This is a genomic window from Bradyrhizobium erythrophlei (assembly GCF_900142985.1).
In the GTDB taxonomy this organism is placed as follows: domain Bacteria; phylum Pseudomonadota; class Alphaproteobacteria; order Rhizobiales; family Xanthobacteraceae; genus Bradyrhizobium; species Bradyrhizobium erythrophlei_B.
This window is the reverse complement of the sequence record NZ_LT670849.1, coordinates 4,595,737-4,616,926: the sequence shown is the minus strand read 5'-3', so window position 1 is coordinate 4,616,926 and position 21,190 is coordinate 4,595,737. Positions and strand designations below refer to the sequence as shown.

The window sequence follows — 21,190 nt, the reverse complement described above, 5'->3', positions numbered from 1 at the left end:
CCGGCGTCCTCTCGCATGTCGGGAATTTTGCGACCGAAGAAGAGGCTAACCGCTGGATTGCGACCGAAACGAAAAACTGGCCCGACCGAATGGACAAATTGAAATGACCACAGCGGCAGCGTTTCCCTGGGGTTCCTTCCATTGTGACCTAACTATTGTCACGCGGATGGGTCCCCACTTAACGAATGCGCTACCGCCACCGTCGGCCCCCCGAAACGGAACCGCTGCTCATCTTCGAATGTATCGATTTGGACATTCGGGACATGTCGAGCGCTGGTCAGGAACGAGTGCTGATCAAGCGACTTAGCAAACTGCAAGGGTGGTGACTGTCGGTCCGCAGCTCCCGGCGAGCGCGAGGCTTTTTTGAAGTGACTATCGTATTCACAACAACCGCGAACTTTCACCGTGGGCACTGCGATGAACCAACACAAAGAGTAACTGCTAAATAACCTCGGCGATTCGCTTACTCGGTATAAGAAAATGAGGGAGGAAACGTCCGATCCTATCGCCTTGCGCTTCCTTGCGGACATCGTAGACGATCTCGAAGCCGAGGTCGCTTCGTTGAAAGCAGACAGCCAGGAAGGTCGAGAGAGTCGATAATGAAAATTCGCCGTCACTCCGAGAGCCATATAGTCGAACTCGACGACGAGACGACGTGGCGAATATTCCCGGGCGACCTTGATGTTACCCTCAATTGGAAACCGGATGTTGATTTAAAGCTCGTCCGCATCAACGATGACGCATGCTCGCATGCGCTCATCAGCGAGTCGGATAACAGTCGGGTTCGGGTGATACCCGCGAGCGAGAGCTGGCCGACGAAAGAAGTAAAGACGATCTTGAAAGACGGTTAGAATGCTCCTCAGCCGCTATGTGAGCCGGCATGAATACCTGCCCGATCTGCGATGCCGAGACTGTGGAACTCGACATTGCGGGCGATGCCAAAGGTTTTGATCGGCCTCGCCAGGGCAAGTTTCTGTCTTGGGAAGCGATGCCTTCCTGAACACCGTTCGCCAGCAATAGGAAGCCGCGCTCGAAAGGCTAAACGTAGAGCCATACCGGACTCCTGGCCCCTGTTTTACGACCTCTGATTTTCTATAACGCGGCTGCGCGCGGATCGGCCGGAACTAGTACGGCAGAACTACTCCATCTCGGTCACCACTGAGAGGGGTAGGTATCTGCGTCATTCCACTCGATGATATCCAGACGCGCTTTAAACGGTGGTTACTCGTTCGAGCCAGCCGTTCACTTGTGGATATACCCCGGGTCAAAACGCCTATTTGTTTACATCGATTGAGGTGCAAGATCGGCCAGTCGCGCGTGGGGAATAGTCGACGAACTGGCGGAATACTTGATCAGCTAAGCCGGTTCTGCGAAGCACCTTCGCGTTCGCTTTCTATCGTATTTGTGGTCACTGTAGTTGTTGCACATCCACGTTAGTCGTGAGTGCTGGCGCGCGACGATAGCTGGTCCGGCTTTTAGGGGCGGCTCAGCGGCTTCGGCAGGTCGAGGGCGGTCGCCGTATTGGACTAAAATCAAGATTAGGATGCACTCTGCATCCCAGCGGGTCGTGCAGAGCAAACGAGTGGCCAAATGTTAGAGCTTGGCAGAGCCATCCAAGAGCGCGATCCCGACGAGCGACGAACCAATGCCATAGTCGAGCAAACCACGGCAGCGTCAACAGCTTCGGTTTGACGATCTCAAAAAGGCGCTCAACGAGCATAACGCTTACTGCGTAAGCGAAAACTACGGTGATCGTGCCTGCAACCCAGTGTCCAGCACCGGCGATCGCCACGGCAAAAATCTTTAGCGGCTCGATAAGGCTGGTCGAAATGGCGAGCAGCGCCAGTGATTGATAAGGGTTCAGTCTCTCAACGCAGCGTCGTAACATTTTGCAGAACCACAGCCTGTTTTCCCAATACGGAATCACAAATGCATGATCAGGCGAAGAAGTTCCGCTGTGGAACGATCGTCCGTCTTTTTGTGAACAAAGCCGTACGCCGAGCGTACTGCGCCGCCCGTCCAGAACGTTACGGATGCGCATTGGTCTTGCTCAAACGCGGCCCGTTCTCTGTCCGGTTTCCGGGTTAGAACGCGCGTGTAAGGAAAGCAAGTTCAGCCTTGCAAGCGACTATTGTTTCGGTGCGAGGTCGGGATAAGTCCGGGACTCTTGTCGACCGTCCCGGCATTGATCCTCGATGAGGAATTTTGAAAGGTGGTAGTCATGAAATGGGTTCTCGCTACGGCTTGTGCCGCTTCGTTGTCATTGGCTGCAACAAGCGATGTCGAGGCCAAGGGCTGCATCAAACGCTCAAGCGCCCGATAAGAAGTAGTCGGGGTAGCGTCCGCGGGAATCGGACGCGCCGATGAAGATTCGATCGCACTCCCCAACGCACGTCGTGGCTGGCAGTTGCTTTTCTTTCTTACGGCACGAAACCTTTGCGGTGCTCGCCTATTGTCATGCAGTGGCGGAACCGGGAAACCGACAGTCGCTTGCCAAGGCCGCGCGGAGTAATGCCCGCGCGGCTTTTTTCATTCCACCCGGCCACATTGTTTTAATCAGGGCTGGAAACTTCTTAGGGAGCGCAGATGGGGCCCGTCGTAACGCGACCTTTCAAAGCACGCTCTACCGATGAGGTCGTGGCACTGCTTAGCGCGGTGGCGACCGCAATCCTCGCTGTCATCATTATCGCGATGCTCTATTTTGGTCGTGAGATCTTCGTGCCCATTGCATTGGCGATTCTTCTTAGCTTTGTACTGGCACCGGTAGTTGTAATACTGCAGCGCATCCATGTGCCGCGCGAATTGGCGGTCGTGAGCGTCGCCATACTTGCCTTTGCACTCATTTTTGCGATGGGGAGTTTGCTCGCCACGCAATTGACGCAGCTCGCCGGAGACCTCCCTCGCTATCAATCGACGATAAGCGAAAAGATCCAGTCATTTCGAGATACAAGAGCTGGCAGGGGCACGCTTGAACGCGCTTCTGACATGTTGAAGGACCTGGGTAAAGAGATCGATAGGCCGAAAGACGCGCCATCTGCGCGCGGACCAAACTTGATTGGTAATTCCAGCGCGTCTGGTCCGCAGATACCCGTTCCAGTAGAAGTCCGCCAGCCCGATCCTGGTGCCCTCGAAAGCCTGCGCACTCTGATCTCTCCGCTTGTTCATCCCCTCGCCACGACTGGCATCATCATCATTTTTGTCATCTTCATTTTGCTTCAACGCGAAGATCTTCGTAACCGGCTTATTCGACTGGCCGGATCCTACGACCTGCAGCGAACAACAGCTGCGCTCGACGACGCGGCGAGACGCCTTAGTCGGCTGTTCCTGACACAGCTTATTCTGAACGGCGCTTTTGGTGTGGTGATTGGTGTAGGGCTATGGGTAATAGGTACGCCAAGCGCGATTCTGTGGGGCATTCTGGCGACAGTCCTTCGCTTCGTACCCTACATCGGTGCCGTTATTGCGTCCGCGTTCCCGCTTGCTCTGGCGGTCGCCGTCGACCCCGGCTGGTCGATGCTGTTGTGGACGCTCGCACTTTTTCTTACCGTTGAGCCTATTGTAGGCCACGTTATCGAGCCGATGGTCTACGGCCATAGTACAGGGCTTTCCCCAGTTGCTGTGGTTGCGGCGGCGACGTTTTGGACCGCGCTTTGGGGCCCGATTGGTCTCGTCCTCGCTACACCTCTGACGGTATGCCTTGTTGTGCTTGGGCGTCATGTGGAGCGCCTGGAATTTCTTGACGTCATGTTTGGAGACCGCCCAGCTCTCTCTCCCCCCGAAATCTTTTATCAGCGCATGCTAGCGGGCGACCCGACTGAAGCCGCCGAAAAAGCTGAAGAATTTCTGAAGGAGCGATCTCTGGCCTCATACTACGATGAGGTCGCATTGAAGGGCTTGCAGCTTGCACAAGTTGATGCTGAGCGAGGCGCGCTTGACCAAGAACGGCTGACAAAGATTCGAGATACCGTCAGCGAATTTGCAAGTGACCTTGCTGATCAGGATGACCGGCCACCGACGAAAGTGCATTTGACCACAGATGCTGAAGCTTCGTCAGCGGTCGAAAGTGTCGCGGAAAATGCGGCACATGAAAATTTACCAGTTCTCGGCAGAGAAGAGCTGTCGCCCGATTGGCTTGGTGAACATCCCGTTCTCTGCATAGCTGGACGCAGTCTCATCGATGAAGCGGCCGCAATCATGCTGGCCCAGCTTTCGACTGCACACGGGCTGGCAGCACGCTTCGAGGGGCCAGAGGCGCTTTCTACCACAAATGTCTACCGGCTCGATACGACCGGCGTTGCGATCGTCTGCCTAGTCTATCTCGATTCGAGTGGGCCAGCGCATATGCGTTATTCCGTTCGGCGCCTAAGGCGGAAGTTACCAAAGGCAATTATTATCTTGGGCTGTTGGGTTAAAGACATCGACCAAGTTGCGTTGGAAATACTGCGTGATAACGCAAAAGCCGATCTAGTCGCCGCGAGCCTGGGCGAGGCCGTCAAGCTTTGCATCGACGCCGCTGCCGGCGCGCCACACCAATCTCACGTGGTTTCTGAGCAAGCAACGTCTACAACTGCCGCCGCGTGAGATTTTTGCCATCGATATTGAAAGCGGCCGATCGGCCTGGCTTTTTCGTTCAGCGAGCGGCGTGGTTGCGGTCAGGCGAAACTGGTCAGACGGCGATTAATCGAACGCCAGACGCTGGGGACGGGCGAGGAACAAAAATGACCTTATGCGTGTTACGGCGAGACGATCGCTCTTCGCGGCACAGGTGGGTATGGCCGCGACGTTGGACGAGCCCGGCCGACGCTTCGATACCGAAACCGGTTCCTTCACTGCACTCCGCCAGGCTTCGCGGGGTGCCGCGTGCGCGGATGACGGTCGTGCAGCAGGCGGGCGAGTTCCTCGCGCTCGGCCTGCCGCCCCTTCATAGCCGTCTCAAACAGCGCTTCCTGAATCTCGCGCGGCATGTCGCCCCCACGTCCAGCGCTGCTCGTTCCAGCAGACCGGCCAAACGGTCCAGTCCCTCAGAGATATCGATCTCCCGAGTAAACCCCTGATGGAACAGCAGCCGCGCAACAGCGTTCCATCGCCATTATCGCGAAAGGAGACCTCGAATATGGGTATGTTCACCAAGGACATAAAATCGATGGAGGACCTGCTGCTCCACGGTCTGCAGGACATCTACTACGCCGAACAGCAGATCCTCAAAGCGCTTCCGAAGATGATCGACAAGGCGACCAACCGCGACCTCGTAAGCGGTCTGAAGAGTCACCTCGAAGAGACCACCAAGCAGGTCCAGCGGCTTCAGAAGGTGTTCGAGAAGCTGGGCAAGCAGCCCAGCGGCACGCAGTGCCCGGCGATCGACGGCATCATCAAGGAAGCGGACGAGACCGCTGGCGAGATCGAGGACAAGGCGGTTTTGGACGCCGCCATCGTCGCCAACGCGCAGGCCGTCGAGCACTACGAAATGTGTCGCTACGGGACCCTGATCGCATGGGCCGAAGAACTCGGTCACGACGAGATCGTGCGCTTCCTGACGACCAACCTCAACGAGGAAAAGGCAGCGAACGCCAAGCTGAACACGGTGGCACTGCGCAAGGGCGTCAACGCAAAGGCCTCGACCGCGGCCTGACGCCCTCTCACTGCTCAGCGGTCCCGGGAATCCGGGGCCGCTGATTTGTCTGTCCTCCGGACGCACCGCGTCTTACGGCGCGCGTACCAAGCCGCCACCGAGACCACCAACCAGGCGACCGACGCGCCGATGAAGGCGCCTGGGATGCTGCGTTTCACCGTCACCGAAAACACGATCGCGAAGGACAGCATTCCGAGGGCGCCGAGCGCGGCACCGGCGGAGTCCAGCGCGGCGGCCTCCTTCCCCCGTCGCCGGCCGTCGAGGGCCGCCCCGCGCTTGCGGCGGATTTCATGCTTTTCGATCAGGGTCGCGCTCGCGCAGAAGATGGCCGGAAGTGCCAGAAACAGACCGCCGATCGAGGCCCCGAAACGGCTACTGACGAAGCCGGTGAAAACGGTCGCGGAGCCGCCGAGCACGAAGCGAATGAGGTATTCGTACCAGCGGCCTTCCTTGAGCGACGAGGGCGAAAAACCGATCGGGCTCATGTCTGGCCTCCGGCGAGGATCAACAGGCCGAATGCGATCACCAGCCAGACGGCGAGCGACAGCAACGTGGCGACGGCCGCCCGTATCGGGGTGCGAATGAGGAGTTGGCAGACGACGACGCCATAGACCGCGAGCGCGATCGCCCCCGCCGTCATCGCCCAAGTTTGCTGGGCCGCGTAATCGGCTCCTTGCCCGTGCACGGCGATGCCGAGCGTGGCGAGCGCAACGGAGGGCGCGGCCCCGAACAGACCGGCGAAGCTTTTGGGACGCAGCATGTCTCCCAGCATCGCGAACGCCGAGACCACGACGCCCCCGACCAGGAAGCGGACGAGGTACTCGGTCATCTGGCTTTCTTCCAGAGTCTAGATACCGGGCCGCCGGTCCCATAAACGGGATCCTTACGCGGCGATGCGACCTTCGGGATGGTCTTGAGGGCGCGGGGGCGGTCCTGGATGGTTGTACACTCGTCGTAGGTCCCGGCTGGCGGGTAGGCGCCGATGACGAGAAAGTCGTCGGATGCAGACAGGCATTGGTGGCCTGTGCCGGCAGGCAGGACGGCGACGTCGCCGGCCTTCAACGTAAATATTCGACCTTTCTTGCCGCCGAAGCGGACCCTCCCCTTGCCGCGTGCGATGCCGAGAACCTCGTGGATCCTGGAGTGATAGTGCACGTAGTCGTAGATGCCGTCGCGCCATGTGTCGCCCCATCCGTTCGCTTCGAACAGGTCCTCGATCACGGCCGCAGGATCGTGGCGGTCATCGAGTTCGACGGCGCCTCGGTAGATGATGAGCGGCCACCGCGGATGGTTAGGGACGAGACCGTCGTCCTTGAAGCGAACGGCGTGGGGTTTTCTCGCCCGCGCGAAATCGCAAGCCTCTCCCTTGCCAGGTCGCCGTATGCCGGTGGCGCGCTCCGCGCATTCCTTCAGGTCTTCAAGGTTCGGCATGATTGCCCTCCTTCGAAGAATCGAGGGGATAGCCCGTCCACAGTCGAAGGGTCCGCTCGAGAATGGCTCCGAGCGCGAATCCGGCGACGACGTCGCTTGCCCAGTGGGCCAAAACCGCGACGCGCGTCAGCGAAAGCCCGACTGCGAGCGCTCTGATTGCTCGGCGGGGCCCGGCGGGAAGCGTGCCGGCGGCCGACGCGAGCGCACCCATGTGCAGCGCGTGGCCGGAGGGAAAGGCATCCTCACGCTTGCCGGAAAACGAGATGCCGTGAATGTGGCCCAGCACAGTCCTGCGATCGGGACGAGTCTGGTCAAACAGAAGCTTCATCCCGTGCGGTAGCAACGATGCCGCAACCGCGACCAGCAAGGCATGGTTGCCGGCGCGCCTCAGCGGTTCGCCTTGACCGCGCGAGGCAAGCCAGCCGCCCGCCGCCAAAACCAGAAGGACCTTCTCGTCAGCGCCCCAGGTCAGGGCGCGTGCCACCTCCTCCGGAGCCGGGCCGGTGTCGCGGGCGATTTCACTCGCGATCGCTAGATCGGCCTTCGTCGGGCGGACGGTGATCGGAAACCTTGGCTGCCGGCGAAGAAGGCTGGATCGAGTTCTTGCTGCTGTACGCATGGATGTCCAAGGTTCGGGGACGTAGGAATTTCCAACGCTCTGCCGTCGCCGAGGTTCACTTGCGCGCTGCTGCTGGCCGCTGGTCGACAGATCCGTTAGCTGAAAAGCCATCGAACCACGCCGGCAGTTCGCCGGCCAGCTTCGTTTCGAGCCGACGTTCAGCCTTGGCGCAGCGATGCCGCAGCCGAGTGCCCCCCGCGCCGGAGATCAATTTGCGGTACGCGCTTTCCGAACTCTCGCCATTCGGTCCGCGGAGAAGCGTTGCTCTGAAGGGGCGGATGGTCGCGCTCGACTACGCGACCCCGGCGTGGGAGGCCGACAATCCTATTTCCGCTTGCGGCAATTGAGCGAGCTTTGCCGCAGCAGACCTTCGGAAGTCCCAACTGAGGCTGCCTCGGCCCCAATTCCGATTCCGGCAAACCGAAGGCGAAGCTTCGATAGTTCCGATTTGAAGCGCCAACGATCGCTCCGGGTCCGTTTCTGGCTGATCGACGGCTGACGTTTAGCCTACCGGAAGAGCCTAAGCGGGAAAATTGATATCGTTCACGGGTTTGACCTGCCGATGTACCGCGCATTTCCCGTCGACACCACCGGCCTTCTGCAGTCCGTCACAGGCGTTCATCGCGAAGAGCGACATCGAGGCTATCGCGCACGCCATGACGCTTGCCGACACTCAAGCTGGAAGTCCGGAATCACGAGCGGCGGGTTGGACTGATCGAGCGACATTCCGACGAGGACTAGAGGTTCACTTCCTGAGGTCTGCGCAACGTGTTCGGGTCCAACAAGGAGCTGGCTATCGTCTTGGCGATAATCGTCGCCGCGGCTATCCTCGTGGCCGTAGGGGCTCATTCATTGATTCACCCCAAACCGCGCCTCCGGCCCGCTTTCACAAATCAGTCCGGTGAGGCCGCCAACTGGTCCACCCTGAAGGCAGCGTGAGCCCGCCCACTGAGGCGGCCTTCTCCTTGTGTTAAACACTGGAACCGATAGGCTCTGTCATATGTCTGGGGAGCTTTCAACAAGGCAATTGATCGGGGCCGTCATCGTCGCTGCGACCGCTGGCTTCCTAGTTTATTTCGGATCGCTCTATGTGGTCGATCACTGGATAACGCCGCGTGACACCAACGATCCGCTCGTCAAACAGCGCGGACTGACGCCGGGACAGTCTCCGGCGCTCGCTAAATGAAGGAGGGCCGCCTGCGGGGCCTTGCGGCCTTGTCATAGAACCGGGGCACAATGCCTACGCGTTGACCCCAACATCGACGTGAAATAACGAGTCTGGCCCCGCCCATAAGGCGGGGGCCTTTTCGTTGAGCCCGTCCCCGACGAGGTTCGCCCATCTCCGCGGGGGAACCGTCTGTCCTCCGCCGGTTTACCTCCCATGCGTCTGGAGGTTTCCATGCGGCATATGACTCGTGAGCGGCTTACTCGAAACGTCGTCGGAGCGATGCTGACGATGGTGCTGGCCACCAGTGCATTGTTCGGCGTCGCACGCCATTTCGCCGGCTGAACCTTCAAGCCGCCTTCGCCGCGCGAACCGCGATAACACTTGTAAGCACGACTTCGACCTTATCAGGCCTGCGAGCATCAACCGCGCAGTAGGTCTTCGAGGAAGACGGTCGCCACCTCGTGCCCCTCGCTATTCGTAACCTGAATGCAATCGGGGGCAATGTCGCCGGTCTTGACCGCCTCGATAAGCGCCTCCCGGGCGGATTGCTCGGCCACCTCGCGCGCCAAGGCAACGTTAGGAAGGTCTTCACCCTCCGGGTCTGGTAAAAACATGTCACCGGTGAGAGAGTTAAAATGGAACAATGGCATGGCAGCCTCCGTTTTGCTGTCGCAAATAGAGGCCCGAAAGCCGCAAACCGTTCCCGCCGCGGCGTCTGGATCGGATCCGAAAGTGTCCAAAAGTGCACCGACCACGATTATGAATTCCGCTTTCGTGCATTCAATCTTGAATGAATACTGGCGATCAGCCCGGCCCGCGTGCCGGGCTTTTCGCTGGGCATCAAAACACCGAAGAATTGGCCACGCCAATTAGTCAATAGTTCGGACGGTGGCGACATGGGATGGGAGGGGCGTGAGTTGTGAAAATGATTGCCGAGTATCTGGAGCACGCGATCCAATTCGAGCGACTTGCGGCTGAAGAACAAGATGCAGGGGTCAAAAAGCAATTTGAAAAACAGGCGGCGGCTTATCGACAGCTGGCGGCGAAGCGAACAAAAGAACTGGGCTTGGATGATCCAGATAAGAGTTCGATTTAATGACGGCTACCGGGTCAATGATCGATGATTGGTATGAAAAGTTACGCTGCCCGAAATGCGGTAGGACCGGGATGGCCAGCCTGGTTCAACGACAAGACAGGAAGTGGCCATCGGTCGAATCCGTGCCGCGTGGATTCAAGGTCGTGAAAACTCGCAAGGGGCCCGACTTTCATTGTAGGAAATGCAGTGTTGCTGCGGAATAATTTCAAACTACCCCAGGCCGAAAGGTTTAAAAACTATGTTGATCTACTGTGGTAGGCCCGCCGCGAGGTTTTGGTCGGCCCCTTGCAAACGCGGGCCTAAGTTTGCTCTCTGAACCGGCGATCTAACACGCCCGACTATCGAGAGTACCTGGCGGCAATGGGCAAAGTGCTTAGCCAGACCCCAGCGGCGGTGTCGTCCCTTCTGGCTGGCGCCGGTGCAGGTGCTCAAACGGCCCGCACAGATTAGCCGCCGTCATCCTCGCCAAAGCCTGGCGACATCTTCGGTGGCTCGAGGTCGTCGCTCTCGTTGGGCAAGGCATGCCTGGCGCGCCGCAGCCACAAGCGTAGTCGCCCTCCCACGCCATATGAGGAAGGGCCTCGCAAACCCAGCGGCATCCGAAGCAACGCATGCAAGTCGTCATGCGGAAAGTAACTCTCAAAAATCGAAAGGGGCCGCATTAGCGCGACCCCAATGGCCGATTAAATTTGTTCGGGATGAAATCTCAGCCCCAGCAAGAGCTCGCCTCATTGGCGGCCTCCTTAACTTACCAGGTTGTCCAGGTATTTCCGCGCCAATCTCCCCGGCCTTCGTGTTCGCGGAACGTATATTTGTCACGCGGGCCCCATCTCCAGCCATCTTCATGAACGACGACACCGGCTGCTGCCGGATACACGAAGTGATTCTCATACAAGTGAGTCAGCCCCGACTTTCTTCGAATAGCTCGTCGTTAAAAGAAATCTGCGATTCGAATTGCCGCGCCTTTTCCAGCAGAGCGTCGCGCGCTTTCCCTTCCGGCAAGAGCTCTGCTTGCCTTCGCTTTGGGTGCATGGTCTGCAAGACGCTCATTGAAAATCAGTTCGTGATGGACTCTCTTACGAAAATGCGTCATGTCGCCAACTCTTTGCGAACCGCAGCCGCGGCGTTGCCGACCTTGTCGACCGCTGCCTGCAGCTGCGCCTTTGAGACGCCGAGCTGACGGGTCCAGTATTTGACCTCGAAGTCCTCTTGCATATTGATCTTCGAGCGATCGGGTTGGCTCTTGTTATGTAGGTTGTGCACGTGTCCTCCGTCTGCGGAGAACGTTATCGCGCTACCACAGTTCCAAAACGGGCGAGTTACAACAAATGTTAAGTCCTAATCAGCCCCTTGAATGCACTCGCGCGCAATAGGCCTTCCGAGGTGATGTCGCGATACTCAAGTTCAGCAAAGAACTTCGGCTCGACCCACGTTGCTTTGGGTTTTTTGATCGGCTTGGTGAGCTGTGACTTAGGGCTCACCACCGTGTCGATCTGTTTCCTTATTTGGCTTGAGATAGTCCGGGACCAGCCGGTTCCGACCTTGCCCATATAGACGAGGTCTTTGCCCTTCGTTGTAAGGCAGCAACTCCGGTGGGGTCCTTGCAGGGTATTCTAGTCGTCCTTTAAATCCATTGGGGCGGGATCGCGCGGAACTCCGATATCGCCGAGGTAACCCGTGCAATATCTTGCCGGATGTTCAGACATCGGCACAACGTAATCGCAAGATGTGCGAAGTCGCGACACACCCATCGAACTCGACACCTTCTCCCGCCAATTCTGAAGCCGAGAAAATAACGCGGCAGCATCCGCTCTCTCTTCTTGGCGAAAAATTGTGACGACCTCGACCGGCGCGGACAGGAAGACACTGAAACGCAGCGGCTCAAATCCGTGACCGTCGGTGACCATACCGCGGATCATTCAGAACGTTGCGACGGCTGAATCCTGCACCACGAGTCAGGCACGTTCACCGGGTTCACGCAGGCGAGAGCGGACTTGTTCGCATGAGCAAGCTGTTCGACCTTCCGCCCTGTCGTTACGGCTTGTGCTTGAACCTCGCGACTTTGCGCTCGAACTGCCAAAGCTCAACGTCGTGACCGTCAACCAGTTGTTTGGCGCGTTCTTTGGCGCTTCGTCCTTATCGCAGAAGATGTCAACGACCCGAATGAAATGCCCGTCGTGGTCGCCCGATGTTCAGCCATAGGGCTGCGCCCGGAGTAATAACACTTTACGCCACGACAAAATGCCGTACGAAACGTGTCGTAGTCGCTTGGCGCTCGAAATGCCGAAGCCCCGACGAATCGGGGCTTCGGGCTAGATCAATCACTTCTTTTCGGGGACCCAGGTCGTGCTCGCCTTATCGTATTTAAAGCCCGGCGCGTTTTTCAATCCATCCTTGGTCTCGTCCAAGGTCAACCACCATTTGTCGTTTCGCTTCGCGGTTTTTACAGACCCGAACGGGACGATGACGTCCTTCTCCCCGGCGCCAAGAAAGCCTCCGACCCCGATGACGAGGCCAGTAACCTTGCCGGACTTGTCGACCAAAACATCATCGACATCGCCAATCTTGTTTTCCTTGGGATCGTAGACGGCCTGCTTATAGTAGTTGGTCACGGTCCAGCTTTCGCTGGGGGCCGCCGTCATGACCGTTGTCGCGGCGTAAGCGCTGGTAACAAGCACGCCGGCTAAGGCGCAGCCGACAAGAAGCCTCTTCATGTATTCCTCCTCACGCAAGCCCCGCCCTTCAACGTGAGGCTATTGCCGTTTGTTCCCGATGCATCAACCCTGCTCGCCGTGGCTCGGGTTGAAAAATCCAGCCGCAAGCGTGAATCCCCCGCAAGATCCTCGTCTCCGTCGAAGCAGAACTAAGCGGCGGTTTATCCCCGTCGGGCCGGGCGTACCGTCCAACAATGCTGAGGTCGATTCCGCGTTGGGTGATGATGCAAAACTGATTATCGGAAGCCGAGCTGCAGATAAGGTTTTCCCCGTAAGAAGGTGACTGGCTCCCTCAAATCGGAACATTCGTCGGGTGGATGCGTTGCGCTCGCGGGCAGAGACATTTTGGAGCGAAATACATGGAAAAGAAGATAGCCGGGCTTTTGGGAGCGGTGGCGGCGCTCAGTACGCTGACCACCGCACAGGCCGCGCCGGCATCCCCATTGCCTATAGACCCCCTGCAAGCCAACTCCTACGCCGACCTGCTGCAACCGATTCCGAATGCCGCAGAAGTCCTCAAGGTCGTCGATGAGCGTGCGCCCACTTCTGAGGAAGCCAACGTCCAGCTCGCTCAATATCATCATCATCACCATCACCATCATCACAGTCATTGGCGCCGCGGGCCCGTGGTCGTGATCGGACGACATCGGCACCATCACCACCACCATCACCATCATCACAACCGTTACTGACGTGTGATTGAGAAAAGGTCCCGATGCTTTCGCGTCGGGACCCTTGCCGTCGGCACCTGGGAAGATTTTAGCCCGGCCGCATCTTCTCTTTGGCTGCGCGATGCAGATGCCGATAGGTACCGTCGAACACTGTATCAGTCGAAGACGTCCATTCGGTCCCCGCCGCGAGCTTCGGACGGTTCGCATGGATGCGGCGCGACTGTAGTTCGCGTTCCGCCGCCTCGTTTTCGCTCATTGGCTCTAGCTCGAACGAAGCTTCCTCGGGAATCACGATGATCTGCGCGAATGGCTCACCGGAACGAAAAATGTGCGTACGCCCCTCCCCCGGTGCCTTGAAGACGCAAAAAAACAGCATCGGCCACCAGTTGCGAACCAGAGCGGGCACCGCGATTGGGACGGTGTCGCTGCGATCCGTATAGAACCGGGGATGCGGCTCGGTGCGTATGGCGAGGCCGTTCTCGACCTTGAGGTCGAGAAGAAGTTGATAGGTATAGAAGCCCGCCCCGAAATTCCGAAAGGGCGGCCACTGTATGCCACTCTCGGGCCGTTCGCCCCAATCTCCCTCGAGCAGCAATCGGCCATCCTTGGTTGTCACGTGAAGCTCGCTGCCGTAGGGATAGAAAAGCTCGATGCCATATTGCGCGCCTTCGGAAAACGGCACGCAGTGCCACACCTGCTCATGCGATCCGTCCGTCCGAGGATCACGGCTTCCCGACCACCCAGGAATTTCCAACTTCGTCCGGCGTGGTGCCAACCGCGGGTCGTTCAGGCGGTATTTGACCTTGTGCAAGCTCATCCCCTTTGGCCGAGATCCGACACCGAAACGGATAGCACGCGCAAACGGTTCCAAATTAAGAAACCAGCAATTAAGAGATAGCGACGGTTAAGAACAATCAATGACTTACTGGTTGCACCTTCGGGCTTATCAGCGACCGTCTGCCCTAAGCCAAACGGACGCCTGGCAGCGACGCGGTCATTGGAACCCACTCTGAAGGTCGAAAGTTAAGAACGACCGAGGAAAGGTGGACGGCTGGCAGTGAAAACTTCAACTGAGGAAACCACGCGCGCTTCAACTGGAATTAGCGGGTTGGACGACATTCTTGGCGGCGGCCTTACTAAGCATCGTGTCTACTTGGTCGAAGGAACTCCCGGCACCGGCAAGACCACGCTCTCCCTGCAGTTTCTGCTGGAAGGTATTCGACGGGGCGAAACCGGGCTCTACATTACACTCTCGGAAACCGCGGAGGAACTTACCGCGGTCGCAGCAACCCACGGCTGGTCGCTTGAGCCCCTGTCGCTCTTTGAACTTGTCAACCAGGGCGACCTCGATCCGGAGCGGGAGCAAACCATTTTGCACCCATCGGAGGTCGAATTGGGCGAAACGACCCGCGAAGTGATGAAGCGCGTTGAGGAGCTCCGCCCCTCCCGTATTGTGTTTGATAGCCTGTCGGAGATGAGGCTTCTGGCACAAAACCCCCTGCGTTACCGGCGCCAGATTTTAGCTTTAAAGCAATTCTTCGCAAGCCGCGATTGCACTGTTCTGATGTTGGACGACCGAACATCGGATCCCAACGATCTTCAACTCCACAGTATTGCTCATGGTGTGATCTCGCTTGAACAGGCCGCCCGAGATTTCGGCGCAGAGCGTCGACGGCTCCGCGTCGTTAAAATGAGAGGCATCAAGTTCCGCGGGGGCTATCACGACTTTATTCTCGACCGCGGCGGTCTCTCGGTATTTCCACGGCTGGTAGCGTCCGAACACGGCGCCGAGTTCTCACCGCAGGCAATGACCACGGGCAACAAGGGGCTCGATCAGCTACTTGGCGGAGGTTTGACGCCAGGGACCAACACACTCTTGATCGGCCCGTCCGGTGTAGGCAAGACCACGACGGCAATCTTCTGTATTCGGACAGCCTTGGATCGTGGCGCCAAGGCAACCTACTTTTGGTTCGACGAAGGAATTTCAACTCTCTTGCTGCGAAGCAAGGCTCTGGGGATGGACCTGACTCCCTATATTGAGCACGGTGACCTTGATATTCAGCAAATCGACCCAGCTGAGCTTTCGCCGGGTGAGTTTACCAGTCGAGCAAGAGTCGCAGTAGAACAAGGCGGCTCATCGTACGTCTGTATCGATAGTCTCAATGCCTATCTGCAAGCCATGCCAGGTGAGCATTATCTACTGTTGCAAATGCACGAACTGCTCAACTACCTCAATCAGTCGGGCATCACTACCATGTTGATACTCGGCCAGCACGGGTTGGTCGGCGACATGCGAACGGATATCGACCTAAGCTACCTGAGCGACACTATTTTGCTTTTTCGTTTTTTCGAAGCAAAAGCCACAGTTCGGGCCGCCATCTCCGTGGTCAAAAGCCGAACGAGCTACCACGAGCGTTCGATTCGGGAATTCAACCTCGGCGACAATGGGCTTGAAGTCGGAGAGCCACTACGCGACTTCGATGGTGTTTTGTCAGGTCTGCCATCTTACAAGGGCGATGCGAATCTGCTGGTGCCATCACCGAACGCACGGCCGGCGGAATAACATCGTGCGTGAAGCTCTCCTGATTCTTGCACCGCGAGGAAGGGATGCGGAAGTGATCCGCCAAGCCCTCGAACGAAGCGCCATTTCATCGGTGATATGCGACAGCTTAGTGAGTCTTCACGACAACATTCAGAAGGCGTCCGGGGGACTAATTGTAACCGAAGAGTCGCTCACCGGGACTGGACTCGATGCCCTACTTGACTGGTTTGCTCGTCAACCGCCGTGGTCCGATTTGCCGATCATTGCTCTTGCGACAAAACAGGTAGGCCATCGCTCTGCTGGTTCCTCGGATTTGCTTCGACGACTCGGAAACGTGGTTCTGTTGGAGCGGCCTATCAATGCGGAAACGCTCGCAAGCGCGGCAAGATCAGTATTGCGAGCTCGCAAGCGTCAGTATCAGGTCGAATCCTTGTTGGAAGAGCAAAAGCGTACCGCGGTTGAGCTGCGAGCGCTCAATGACACACTTGAACAGCGTGTCGAACAGCGCACTAGCGAGTTGAATGAAGCCCGCGACACCCTGGCGTTTGCATTGGATTCTGCGGAGATGGGATCGTGGGATTTCGATTTGGTTCACGACTCCGCCCGTCGGACCTTAAGGCACGATCAGATATTCGGATACAAGGACCTCCTACCTTCCTGGAGTACTCGCCAGTTCTTAGCCCATATCGCCGACGAAGATCGACAGGCAGCCGAAACAGCGCTCGAGAAAGCTGCTCAGAGCGGTAGCTTCGAGATTGAGTGTCGTGTCAACCGCCGGGATGGAAAGGCACGATGGATCGCCGCCAAGGGCCGCGTCGGTTACGACGCCAGCCGACGGCCGATCCGTATGGCCGGAATCTTAATGGATATTACGGATCGCAAGCAAACCGAGGCTGCGCTTCACAAGGCGCAAAGGATGGAGGCTATCGGTCAACTCACTGGCGGTGTCGCTCACGACTTCAACAACCTCCTGACGGTAATCGTCGGTGGCCTTGATATGGTTATCCGTCGGCCTGACCAGCCGGAGCGCGTAGCTCGTCTTGCGCAGGCGGCGATGACCGCAGCCCGTCGGGGCGAACAGCTCACCCAGCAATTACTCGCCTATTCCCGCCGCCAGATGCTGCATCCCGAAACATTGAATCCCAACCGACTGTTGCTGGATTTCAAAGGTCTGGCTGAACGCGCGGTCGGCGATTCAATTACCCTCAGGTTCGACCTTGACGCCGGCATTCATCCGATTCGAGTCGATGCGGCGCAACTTGAGTCTGCAATTCTCAATCTTGTCGTCAACTCACGCGATGCAATGCCGCAAGGCGGCACCATTTCGATCACAAGTAAGAATGTTCATTGCGGGTCCGAGGCAGTAGCCGAAAAGGGGGTGAGTCCGGGCGCGTATGTGCAAATTAGCGTTACTGACGAAGGCACGGGAATTGATCAGAACACGTTGGATCATGTGTTTGAGCCCTTTTTTACGACCAAGGAAGTCGGAAAGGGCTCGGGATTGGGATTGGCTCAAGTTTACGGATTCATTCGTAGTGCGGGTGGCTACGTTGCGATTAAATCAAAAAAAGGACGGGGTACTACCGTCCAGCTGTTCCTTCCTCGCTCCGACGAGCGGCTCTCAGAATCGCACTTGCATTCATCTGGCCAATTGCCGTTGAGACGGGCAGCAACGGGGGAAACAGTACTGCTCGTCGAAGATGATGAGCAGGTTCTTAACATGGCGGTCGAGAGTCTGGAAGAGTTGCAGTACAGAGTGGTAGTGGCGAGAGACGCGCGCCAGGCACTGGATCATTTGCACGGGACCGAACGTATCGACATCATGTTTTCGGACGTTGTAATGCCCGGAGGCATGAACGGAGCTCAGTTAGCGGTTGAGGCAAGAGCCCTTCGTCCGGACCTGAAGGTTTTGTTGACATCGGGTTATGTCGGCGAAGGTGGGGATGGCGAATTCTACGAAAAAAATCTGCCGGTATTGAGTAAGCCTTACCGTAGGGATGAATTGGCTGAAAAGCTGCGATTGGTACTTGGATCGCACTAAGCAAAATTTGCGATTCGTAAACTGCTTACGGATCCGCATCGGCCCCGAGGTTTGGTTCTCAATTGGTCAGCAGTACTCACTCTGCTACCTCTTCGATAGCAAGCGTGATCGAAATCCCCCAATCGAACGGATAGCTAAGGCCGGCCATCAAAGGCTTGGCGAGGGTGAAGAGGCGCAGATCGGGATCGAAGTCCAGTTTGCAAGTACTTCCGCTTGGCGACTCGCCCACCGCGAAGACTTAGTCGTCATCTGCCCATGTCGGCAGCTTCAGAAGGTTAGCCATCTCTCATCCACCTTGTGTCGCTCTTACATTATCTGCCATCCGCGCTCCTCTCGCCCCCATCGGCTTTGAAAATCCGGTCGTGGCGTCGCGTGTGCTCTGACGCTCCATTTCGGCATCGATCTCGGCGCCGAGCAGAATAGCGATCGCGGAAATCCAGAGCCAAGTCATGAAGCCCACGGCGGCGCCGAGAGAGCCATAAGTCTCATTGAATTTGCCGAAGTTAGCGGCGTACCAAGAGAAAAGTCCTGAGGTGGCAAGCCAAACCAGGGCAGCGATGGCGCTCCCCGCGGTTATCCACCTCCATCGAGGAGTTTTTTGGCTGGGTCCATAGCGATAGATAACGGCCAGTGCGAAAGTGAGAGTGAGATACATCGCCGGCCACCGCCCTACACGTAGCAACACTTCGCTCGTATCGGAGAGACCGATGTAAGTTAGGATGACAGGCACTGCAACAATCGCACCGAGCGCGGCTAAAATGAAAATGATACTTGCCACGGTGAACCCAAGAGAGATCGCATTCAGCTTGACTAGGCCACGTTTCTCGCCCTCGCCGTGAACGATGTTTAGGGTATCAAAGAGGGATTTCATTGCCGCATTCGAGCTCCAAATTGAGACAGCCAACCCGACTAGAAACGTCAGGCCAAGCGCCTGAGGTCCTTTCGAAGCTACGCGCATGAGCTGTTCGCGAGCCACGTCGATAGCTCCGCCCGGGAGAAATCCACCGAGTTGATCGAGATGGCGCGAAATCATCGAAGGATCAGCGAACACACCATACATCGCAACCAACGCCGCAATCGCCGGAAAAATCGCCAGGATGCTGTAATATGTGATGCCTGCTGCGAGCGCGAAGATCCGGTGTTTGGAGATGTTCGCATAGACGCGCACGAGAATATCTTTCCAGCCCTGTGTGGGAATATCTGATGGAGATGCGACAAGACGTCCACGGCTCGGATCCAACAGCCGGCATTCGCGACTTTCAGCAGGAGCCGTAAATCGTGTCTCAGCGCGATAGGCCAGCGCAAACAGAGCCAAACTAAGCCCGACTGCCCACAGCCTCGGATGCTCGCCGGAAACTTGCTCTCTTCGGTGCACCGGCTGCATAGACTCTCACATTGGACGTTTTGCGCTTCGGCTCGCGGCGGCAATCCATCCGAGTGCCAAAGCCGCCGATGCGGTCATGATGATTTGGGCCACCGGATCTTTTGCAATTGCACCTAAGCGATCGTCGCGGCCAAGTGTCCGCAGGGTCACGGGTATAGCAATCGATCGCTTGAACTCTTCGAATTGCCGTTGCGGGCGCGGCAGCGGTGGATTTGTTCGCCTCAATATTATCAAAACTGATATGAAGCCGATCACTCCGAGGACAGCAAAAAACCCACCTACGCTGGCGTAAGCTGTGTTTTCTCCGAAGCGCAATGCAAAAAAATGAAAAGCCGCGGCGATGCCGAAGCCTATCGCAATTAGCAGCGCTAGACTACTACCCACCACAACGACTGCCGCGCTCCTGTATCGGTTTGCAATGCTACCTGCCCAGCCGCGCAAGTCATTCCCATAAGAGCGGACCAATCCCCCCGCTGATGCGCGCGATTTTGCAAGTTCGGACATTAGACCCTACTCCTAGATGGCTGATGCTTAACGGGACAATTCGGCCGACGTTCCTGCGGACGCTCCTCCGATCGGGCGACTTTCAGTCATCGAAACTGCGCCCGGCCAAGCTCATCTTGCTCAGCCTAAAGCGGTTAGAGGCTCTTTATGTGGTTTAGGAACGCTACCTGACTTAGAGCACTTAAACTCCTCCGGCCCCTGGGCGCGCCTGCTTGAGACCTCGCCGATGGCCCATCGCTGGAGTCGTTAATGGCAGTTGAGCGGGCGGCGTGGCCTGTGTTGGACGCCAGATCGGTGTTCGGTTTGGAGAACGATACGGTGGGAAAGAAATTAGCCGGAAAGCCCCACGACAGGTGCCCGAGAAGCGCACTCTACCGGCGGAGGTTAAAAGAGCTTGTTGCGTTGCGGTCGTTCGGCCGTTCAATCATTCGATGCCCCAACAGGAACCTTCGTTCCATCTGAGCATTTGCTGGGCAGTCCGATCCTTGGCCGCCTGGAGAACCACATGGAAAATGCTTTGCGTCAAAACCCTCAAGTTAACGAGGTTGAGCCGACGGTCTCGGGAGTTTCTTGGCCTGCCGTACTCGCGGGCGCCGTGGCCTCGCTGGCCCTCACGCTTTTACTCCTTTCTTTCGGCGCGGGCATGGGTTTCACGGTCGTTTCGCCGTGGGGAAATTCCGGGGTTTCCGCTACCACCTTCCAGATTGGTACCGGGCTGTATTTCATCGTCATGGCGATGATCTCGTCCGCCCTGGGAGGTTACCTTGCCGGTCGACTGCGAACAAAATGGGTTGGCGTACAAACGACAGAAGTGCATTTCCGAGATACAGCCCACGGCTTTCTAGCTTGGGCTGCCGCCTCCGTTCTCGGTGCCGTGCTTCTCGCGTCGCCTGCAAGCTCGATATTAGGAGGAACGATCGCCGGTGCGACACAAGGAGCGGCGGCGAGCGCCTCACAGTCCTCACCGATGAGCATCTACGTCGACAGCTTACTGCGCCCCGACAATCCGTCTGCTCAAGGCCAACAAAATCCATCTGACATCCGGTTCGAATTGGTCCGCCTATTCACCAAAAGCTTTCACGATGGCACTGATCTCAATCCCGCCGACCGCGCCTACGCAGCCAAGGTTGTCTCAGCCCGCACCGGCTTGAGCCAGGCAGATGCGGAGAAGCGGGTCAACGACGTCGTGAATCAGGTCAAGACGGACCTTGATAAGGCCCGCAAAGCGGCAATGCAGACCGCGATTTGGCTGACGCTATCACTGTTCATCGGCGCCTTCTGTGCAGCACTTGCGGCAACCGAAGGCGGCGGCCTCCGCGATGGGACGTGGGGCAAAAAGGCCCATAGCAACCCCGTGACTAATCCCTAACCCACAAAACGAAAGGAAAGAC

Annotated in this window: 22 protein-coding genes and 1 pseudogene; 9 read left to right on the top strand and 14 right to left on the bottom strand. The window is 57.5% G+C overall.

What is annotated here, in order from left to right; all coding sequences use genetic code 11:
* Window positions 1-599: 599 nt before the first annotated feature.
* Window positions 600-851: a hypothetical protein gene (locus tag BUA38_RS21720; RefSeq protein WP_072821079.1), complete on the top strand. Its 252-nt coding sequence runs from the start codon at window positions 600-602 to the stop codon at window positions 849-851.
* Between the two features lie 635 nt (window positions 852-1,486).
* On the opposite strand, the gene BUA38_RS36890 is transcribed toward BUA38_RS21720, so the two are convergent.
* Window positions 1,487-2,041 carry a hypothetical protein gene (locus BUA38_RS36890; protein WP_156898631.1) on the bottom strand — a complete coding sequence of 185 codons (555 nt, stop codon included), beginning with the start codon at window positions 2,039-2,041 and terminating at the stop codon, window positions 1,487-1,489.
* A gap of 545 nt (window positions 2,042-2,586) precedes the next feature.
* On the opposite strand from BUA38_RS36890, the gene BUA38_RS21715 reads away from it, so the two are divergent.
* Window positions 2,587-4,581 (top strand): AI-2E family transporter, encoded by a 1,995-nt coding sequence (locus tag BUA38_RS21715; protein ID WP_072821077.1) that lies wholly within the window; start codon window positions 2,587-2,589, stop codon window positions 4,579-4,581.
* 245 nt (window positions 4,582-4,826) lie between these two features.
* Here the strand turns inward: BUA38_RS21715 and BUA38_RS37625 are convergent, their stop codons facing one another.
* Complete coding sequence (locus tag BUA38_RS37625; protein WP_172806069.1) at window positions 4,827-4,964, bottom strand: hypothetical protein; 138 nt, start codon at window positions 4,962-4,964, stop codon at window positions 4,827-4,829.
* A gap of 149 nt (window positions 4,965-5,113) precedes the next feature.
* Between BUA38_RS37625 and BUA38_RS21710 the strand changes: the two genes are divergently transcribed.
* Entirely contained in the window at window positions 5,114-5,629 is a 516-nt protein-coding gene (locus tag BUA38_RS21710; protein WP_072826305.1) for a ferritin-like domain-containing protein, read from the top strand.
* A gap of 14 nt (window positions 5,630-5,643) precedes the next feature.
* Here the strand turns inward: BUA38_RS21710 and BUA38_RS21705 are convergent, their stop codons facing one another.
* Genes BUA38_RS21705 through BUA38_RS21690 form a run of 4 tightly spaced genes read right to left on the bottom strand, consistent with a single transcriptional unit; the run spans window position 5,644 to window position 7,679 of the window.
* The gene (locus BUA38_RS21705) at window positions 5,644-6,114 is read right to left on the bottom strand and encodes a DUF3147 family protein (RefSeq protein WP_072821075.1); all 471 of its coding nucleotides are present in this window, start codon (window positions 6,112-6,114) and stop codon (window positions 5,644-5,646) included.
* A complete protein-coding gene (locus tag BUA38_RS21700; protein WP_072821073.1) occupies window positions 6,111-6,458 on the bottom strand; it encodes a DUF3147 family protein in 348 nt (115 codons plus the stop codon). Before BUA38_RS21700 ends, BUA38_RS21705 begins: the two co-directional genes overlap by 4 nt.
* Window positions 6,455-7,060, bottom strand: a complete 606-nt coding sequence (locus BUA38_RS21695; RefSeq protein ID WP_072821071.1) for a cupin domain-containing protein — start codon at window positions 7,058-7,060, stop codon at window positions 6,455-6,457. The genes BUA38_RS21700 and BUA38_RS21695 overlap by 4 nt, the downstream gene beginning before the upstream one ends.
* Complete coding sequence (locus tag BUA38_RS21690; protein ID WP_072821069.1) at window positions 7,047-7,679, bottom strand: phosphatase PAP2 family protein; 633 nt, start codon at window positions 7,677-7,679, stop codon at window positions 7,047-7,049. The genes BUA38_RS21695 and BUA38_RS21690 overlap by 14 nt, the downstream gene beginning before the upstream one ends.
* Window positions 7,680-8,679: 1,000 nt before the next feature.
* Between BUA38_RS21690 and BUA38_RS36885 the strand changes: the two genes are divergently transcribed.
* Window positions 8,680-8,865: a hypothetical protein gene (locus BUA38_RS36885; RefSeq protein ID WP_156898630.1), complete on the top strand. Its 186-nt coding sequence runs from the start codon at window positions 8,680-8,682 to the stop codon at window positions 8,863-8,865.
* 401 nt (window positions 8,866-9,266) lie between these two features.
* Here BUA38_RS36885 and BUA38_RS36880 read toward each other — a convergent pair whose 3' ends face one another.
* Window positions 9,267-9,497 (bottom strand): DUF6894 family protein, encoded by a 231-nt coding sequence (locus BUA38_RS36880; RefSeq protein WP_156898629.1) that lies wholly within the window; start codon window positions 9,495-9,497, stop codon window positions 9,267-9,269.
* A gap of 269 nt (window positions 9,498-9,766) precedes the next feature.
* Here BUA38_RS36880 and BUA38_RS37620 point away from each other — a divergent pair, with 269 nt between their 5' ends.
* Window positions 9,767-9,943 carry a hypothetical protein gene (locus tag BUA38_RS37620; RefSeq protein ID WP_172806068.1) on the top strand — a complete coding sequence of 59 codons (177 nt, stop codon included), beginning with the start codon at window positions 9,767-9,769 and terminating at the stop codon, window positions 9,941-9,943.
* A 1,089-nt stretch (window positions 9,944-11,032) separates the two neighbouring features.
* Here the strand turns inward: BUA38_RS37620 and BUA38_RS21675 are convergent.
* The 4 genes and pseudogenes from BUA38_RS21675 to BUA38_RS21665 form a co-directional block, all read right to left on the bottom strand.
* Entirely contained in the window at window positions 11,033-11,206 is a 174-nt protein-coding gene (locus tag BUA38_RS21675) for a DUF3606 domain-containing protein (RefSeq protein WP_072821063.1), read from the bottom strand.
* A gap of 68 nt (window positions 11,207-11,274) precedes the next feature.
* A complete protein-coding gene (locus tag BUA38_RS21670) occupies window positions 11,275-11,493 on the bottom strand; it encodes a hypothetical protein (RefSeq protein WP_244553010.1) in 219 nt (72 codons plus the stop codon).
* 78 nt (window positions 11,494-11,571) lie between these two features.
* Window positions 11,572-11,690 (bottom strand): annotated as a pseudogene (locus BUA38_RS36875) (transglutaminase-like domain-containing protein); the annotation flags it as partial.
* Between the two features lie 574 nt (window positions 11,691-12,264).
* Window positions 12,265-12,675: a PRC-barrel domain-containing protein gene (locus BUA38_RS21665; RefSeq protein WP_244553009.1), complete on the bottom strand. Its 411-nt coding sequence runs from the start codon at window positions 12,673-12,675 to the stop codon at window positions 12,265-12,267.
* 341 nt (window positions 12,676-13,016) lie between these two features.
* Here BUA38_RS21665 and BUA38_RS21660 point away from each other — a divergent pair, with 341 nt between their 5' ends.
* Entirely contained in the window at window positions 13,017-13,349 is a 333-nt protein-coding gene (locus BUA38_RS21660; RefSeq protein ID WP_072821059.1) for a hypothetical protein, read from the top strand.
* A gap of 67 nt (window positions 13,350-13,416) precedes the next feature.
* On the opposite strand, the gene BUA38_RS21655 is transcribed toward BUA38_RS21660, so the two are convergent.
* The gene (locus BUA38_RS21655; RefSeq protein ID WP_156898628.1) at window positions 13,417-14,139 is read right to left on the bottom strand and encodes a hypothetical protein; all 723 of its coding nucleotides are present in this window, start codon (window positions 14,137-14,139) and stop codon (window positions 13,417-13,419) included.
* A 240-nt stretch (window positions 14,140-14,379) separates the two neighbouring features.
* Here BUA38_RS21655 and BUA38_RS21650 point away from each other — a divergent pair, with 240 nt between their 5' ends.
* Window positions 14,380-15,891, top strand: coding sequence for an ATPase domain-containing protein (locus BUA38_RS21650; RefSeq protein ID WP_072821055.1), 1,512 nt, complete (start codon window positions 14,380-14,382; stop codon window positions 15,889-15,891).
* A gap of 4 nt (window positions 15,892-15,895) precedes the next feature.
* Window positions 15,896-17,911, top strand: a complete 2,016-nt coding sequence (locus tag BUA38_RS21645; RefSeq protein WP_244553008.1) for an ATP-binding protein — start codon at window positions 15,896-15,898, stop codon at window positions 17,909-17,911.
* Window positions 17,912-18,197: 286 nt separating this feature from the next.
* Here the strand turns inward: BUA38_RS21645 and BUA38_RS21640 are convergent, their stop codons facing one another.
* Window positions 18,198-19,295 carry a YihY/virulence factor BrkB family protein gene (locus BUA38_RS21640; protein ID WP_072821051.1) on the bottom strand — a complete coding sequence of 366 codons (1,098 nt, stop codon included), beginning with the start codon at window positions 19,293-19,295 and terminating at the stop codon, window positions 18,198-18,200.
* A 6-nt stretch (window positions 19,296-19,301) separates the two neighbouring features.
* The gene (locus BUA38_RS21635; RefSeq protein WP_156898627.1) at window positions 19,302-19,799 is read right to left on the bottom strand and encodes a hypothetical protein; all 498 of its coding nucleotides are present in this window, start codon (window positions 19,797-19,799) and stop codon (window positions 19,302-19,304) included.
* Between the two features lie 505 nt (window positions 19,800-20,304).
* Here BUA38_RS21635 and BUA38_RS21630 point away from each other — a divergent pair.
* Window positions 20,305-21,168 carry a hypothetical protein gene (locus BUA38_RS21630; RefSeq protein WP_072826304.1) on the top strand — a complete coding sequence of 288 codons (864 nt, stop codon included), beginning with the start codon at window positions 20,305-20,307 and terminating at the stop codon, window positions 21,166-21,168.
* Window positions 21,169-21,190 lie beyond the last annotated feature (22 nt).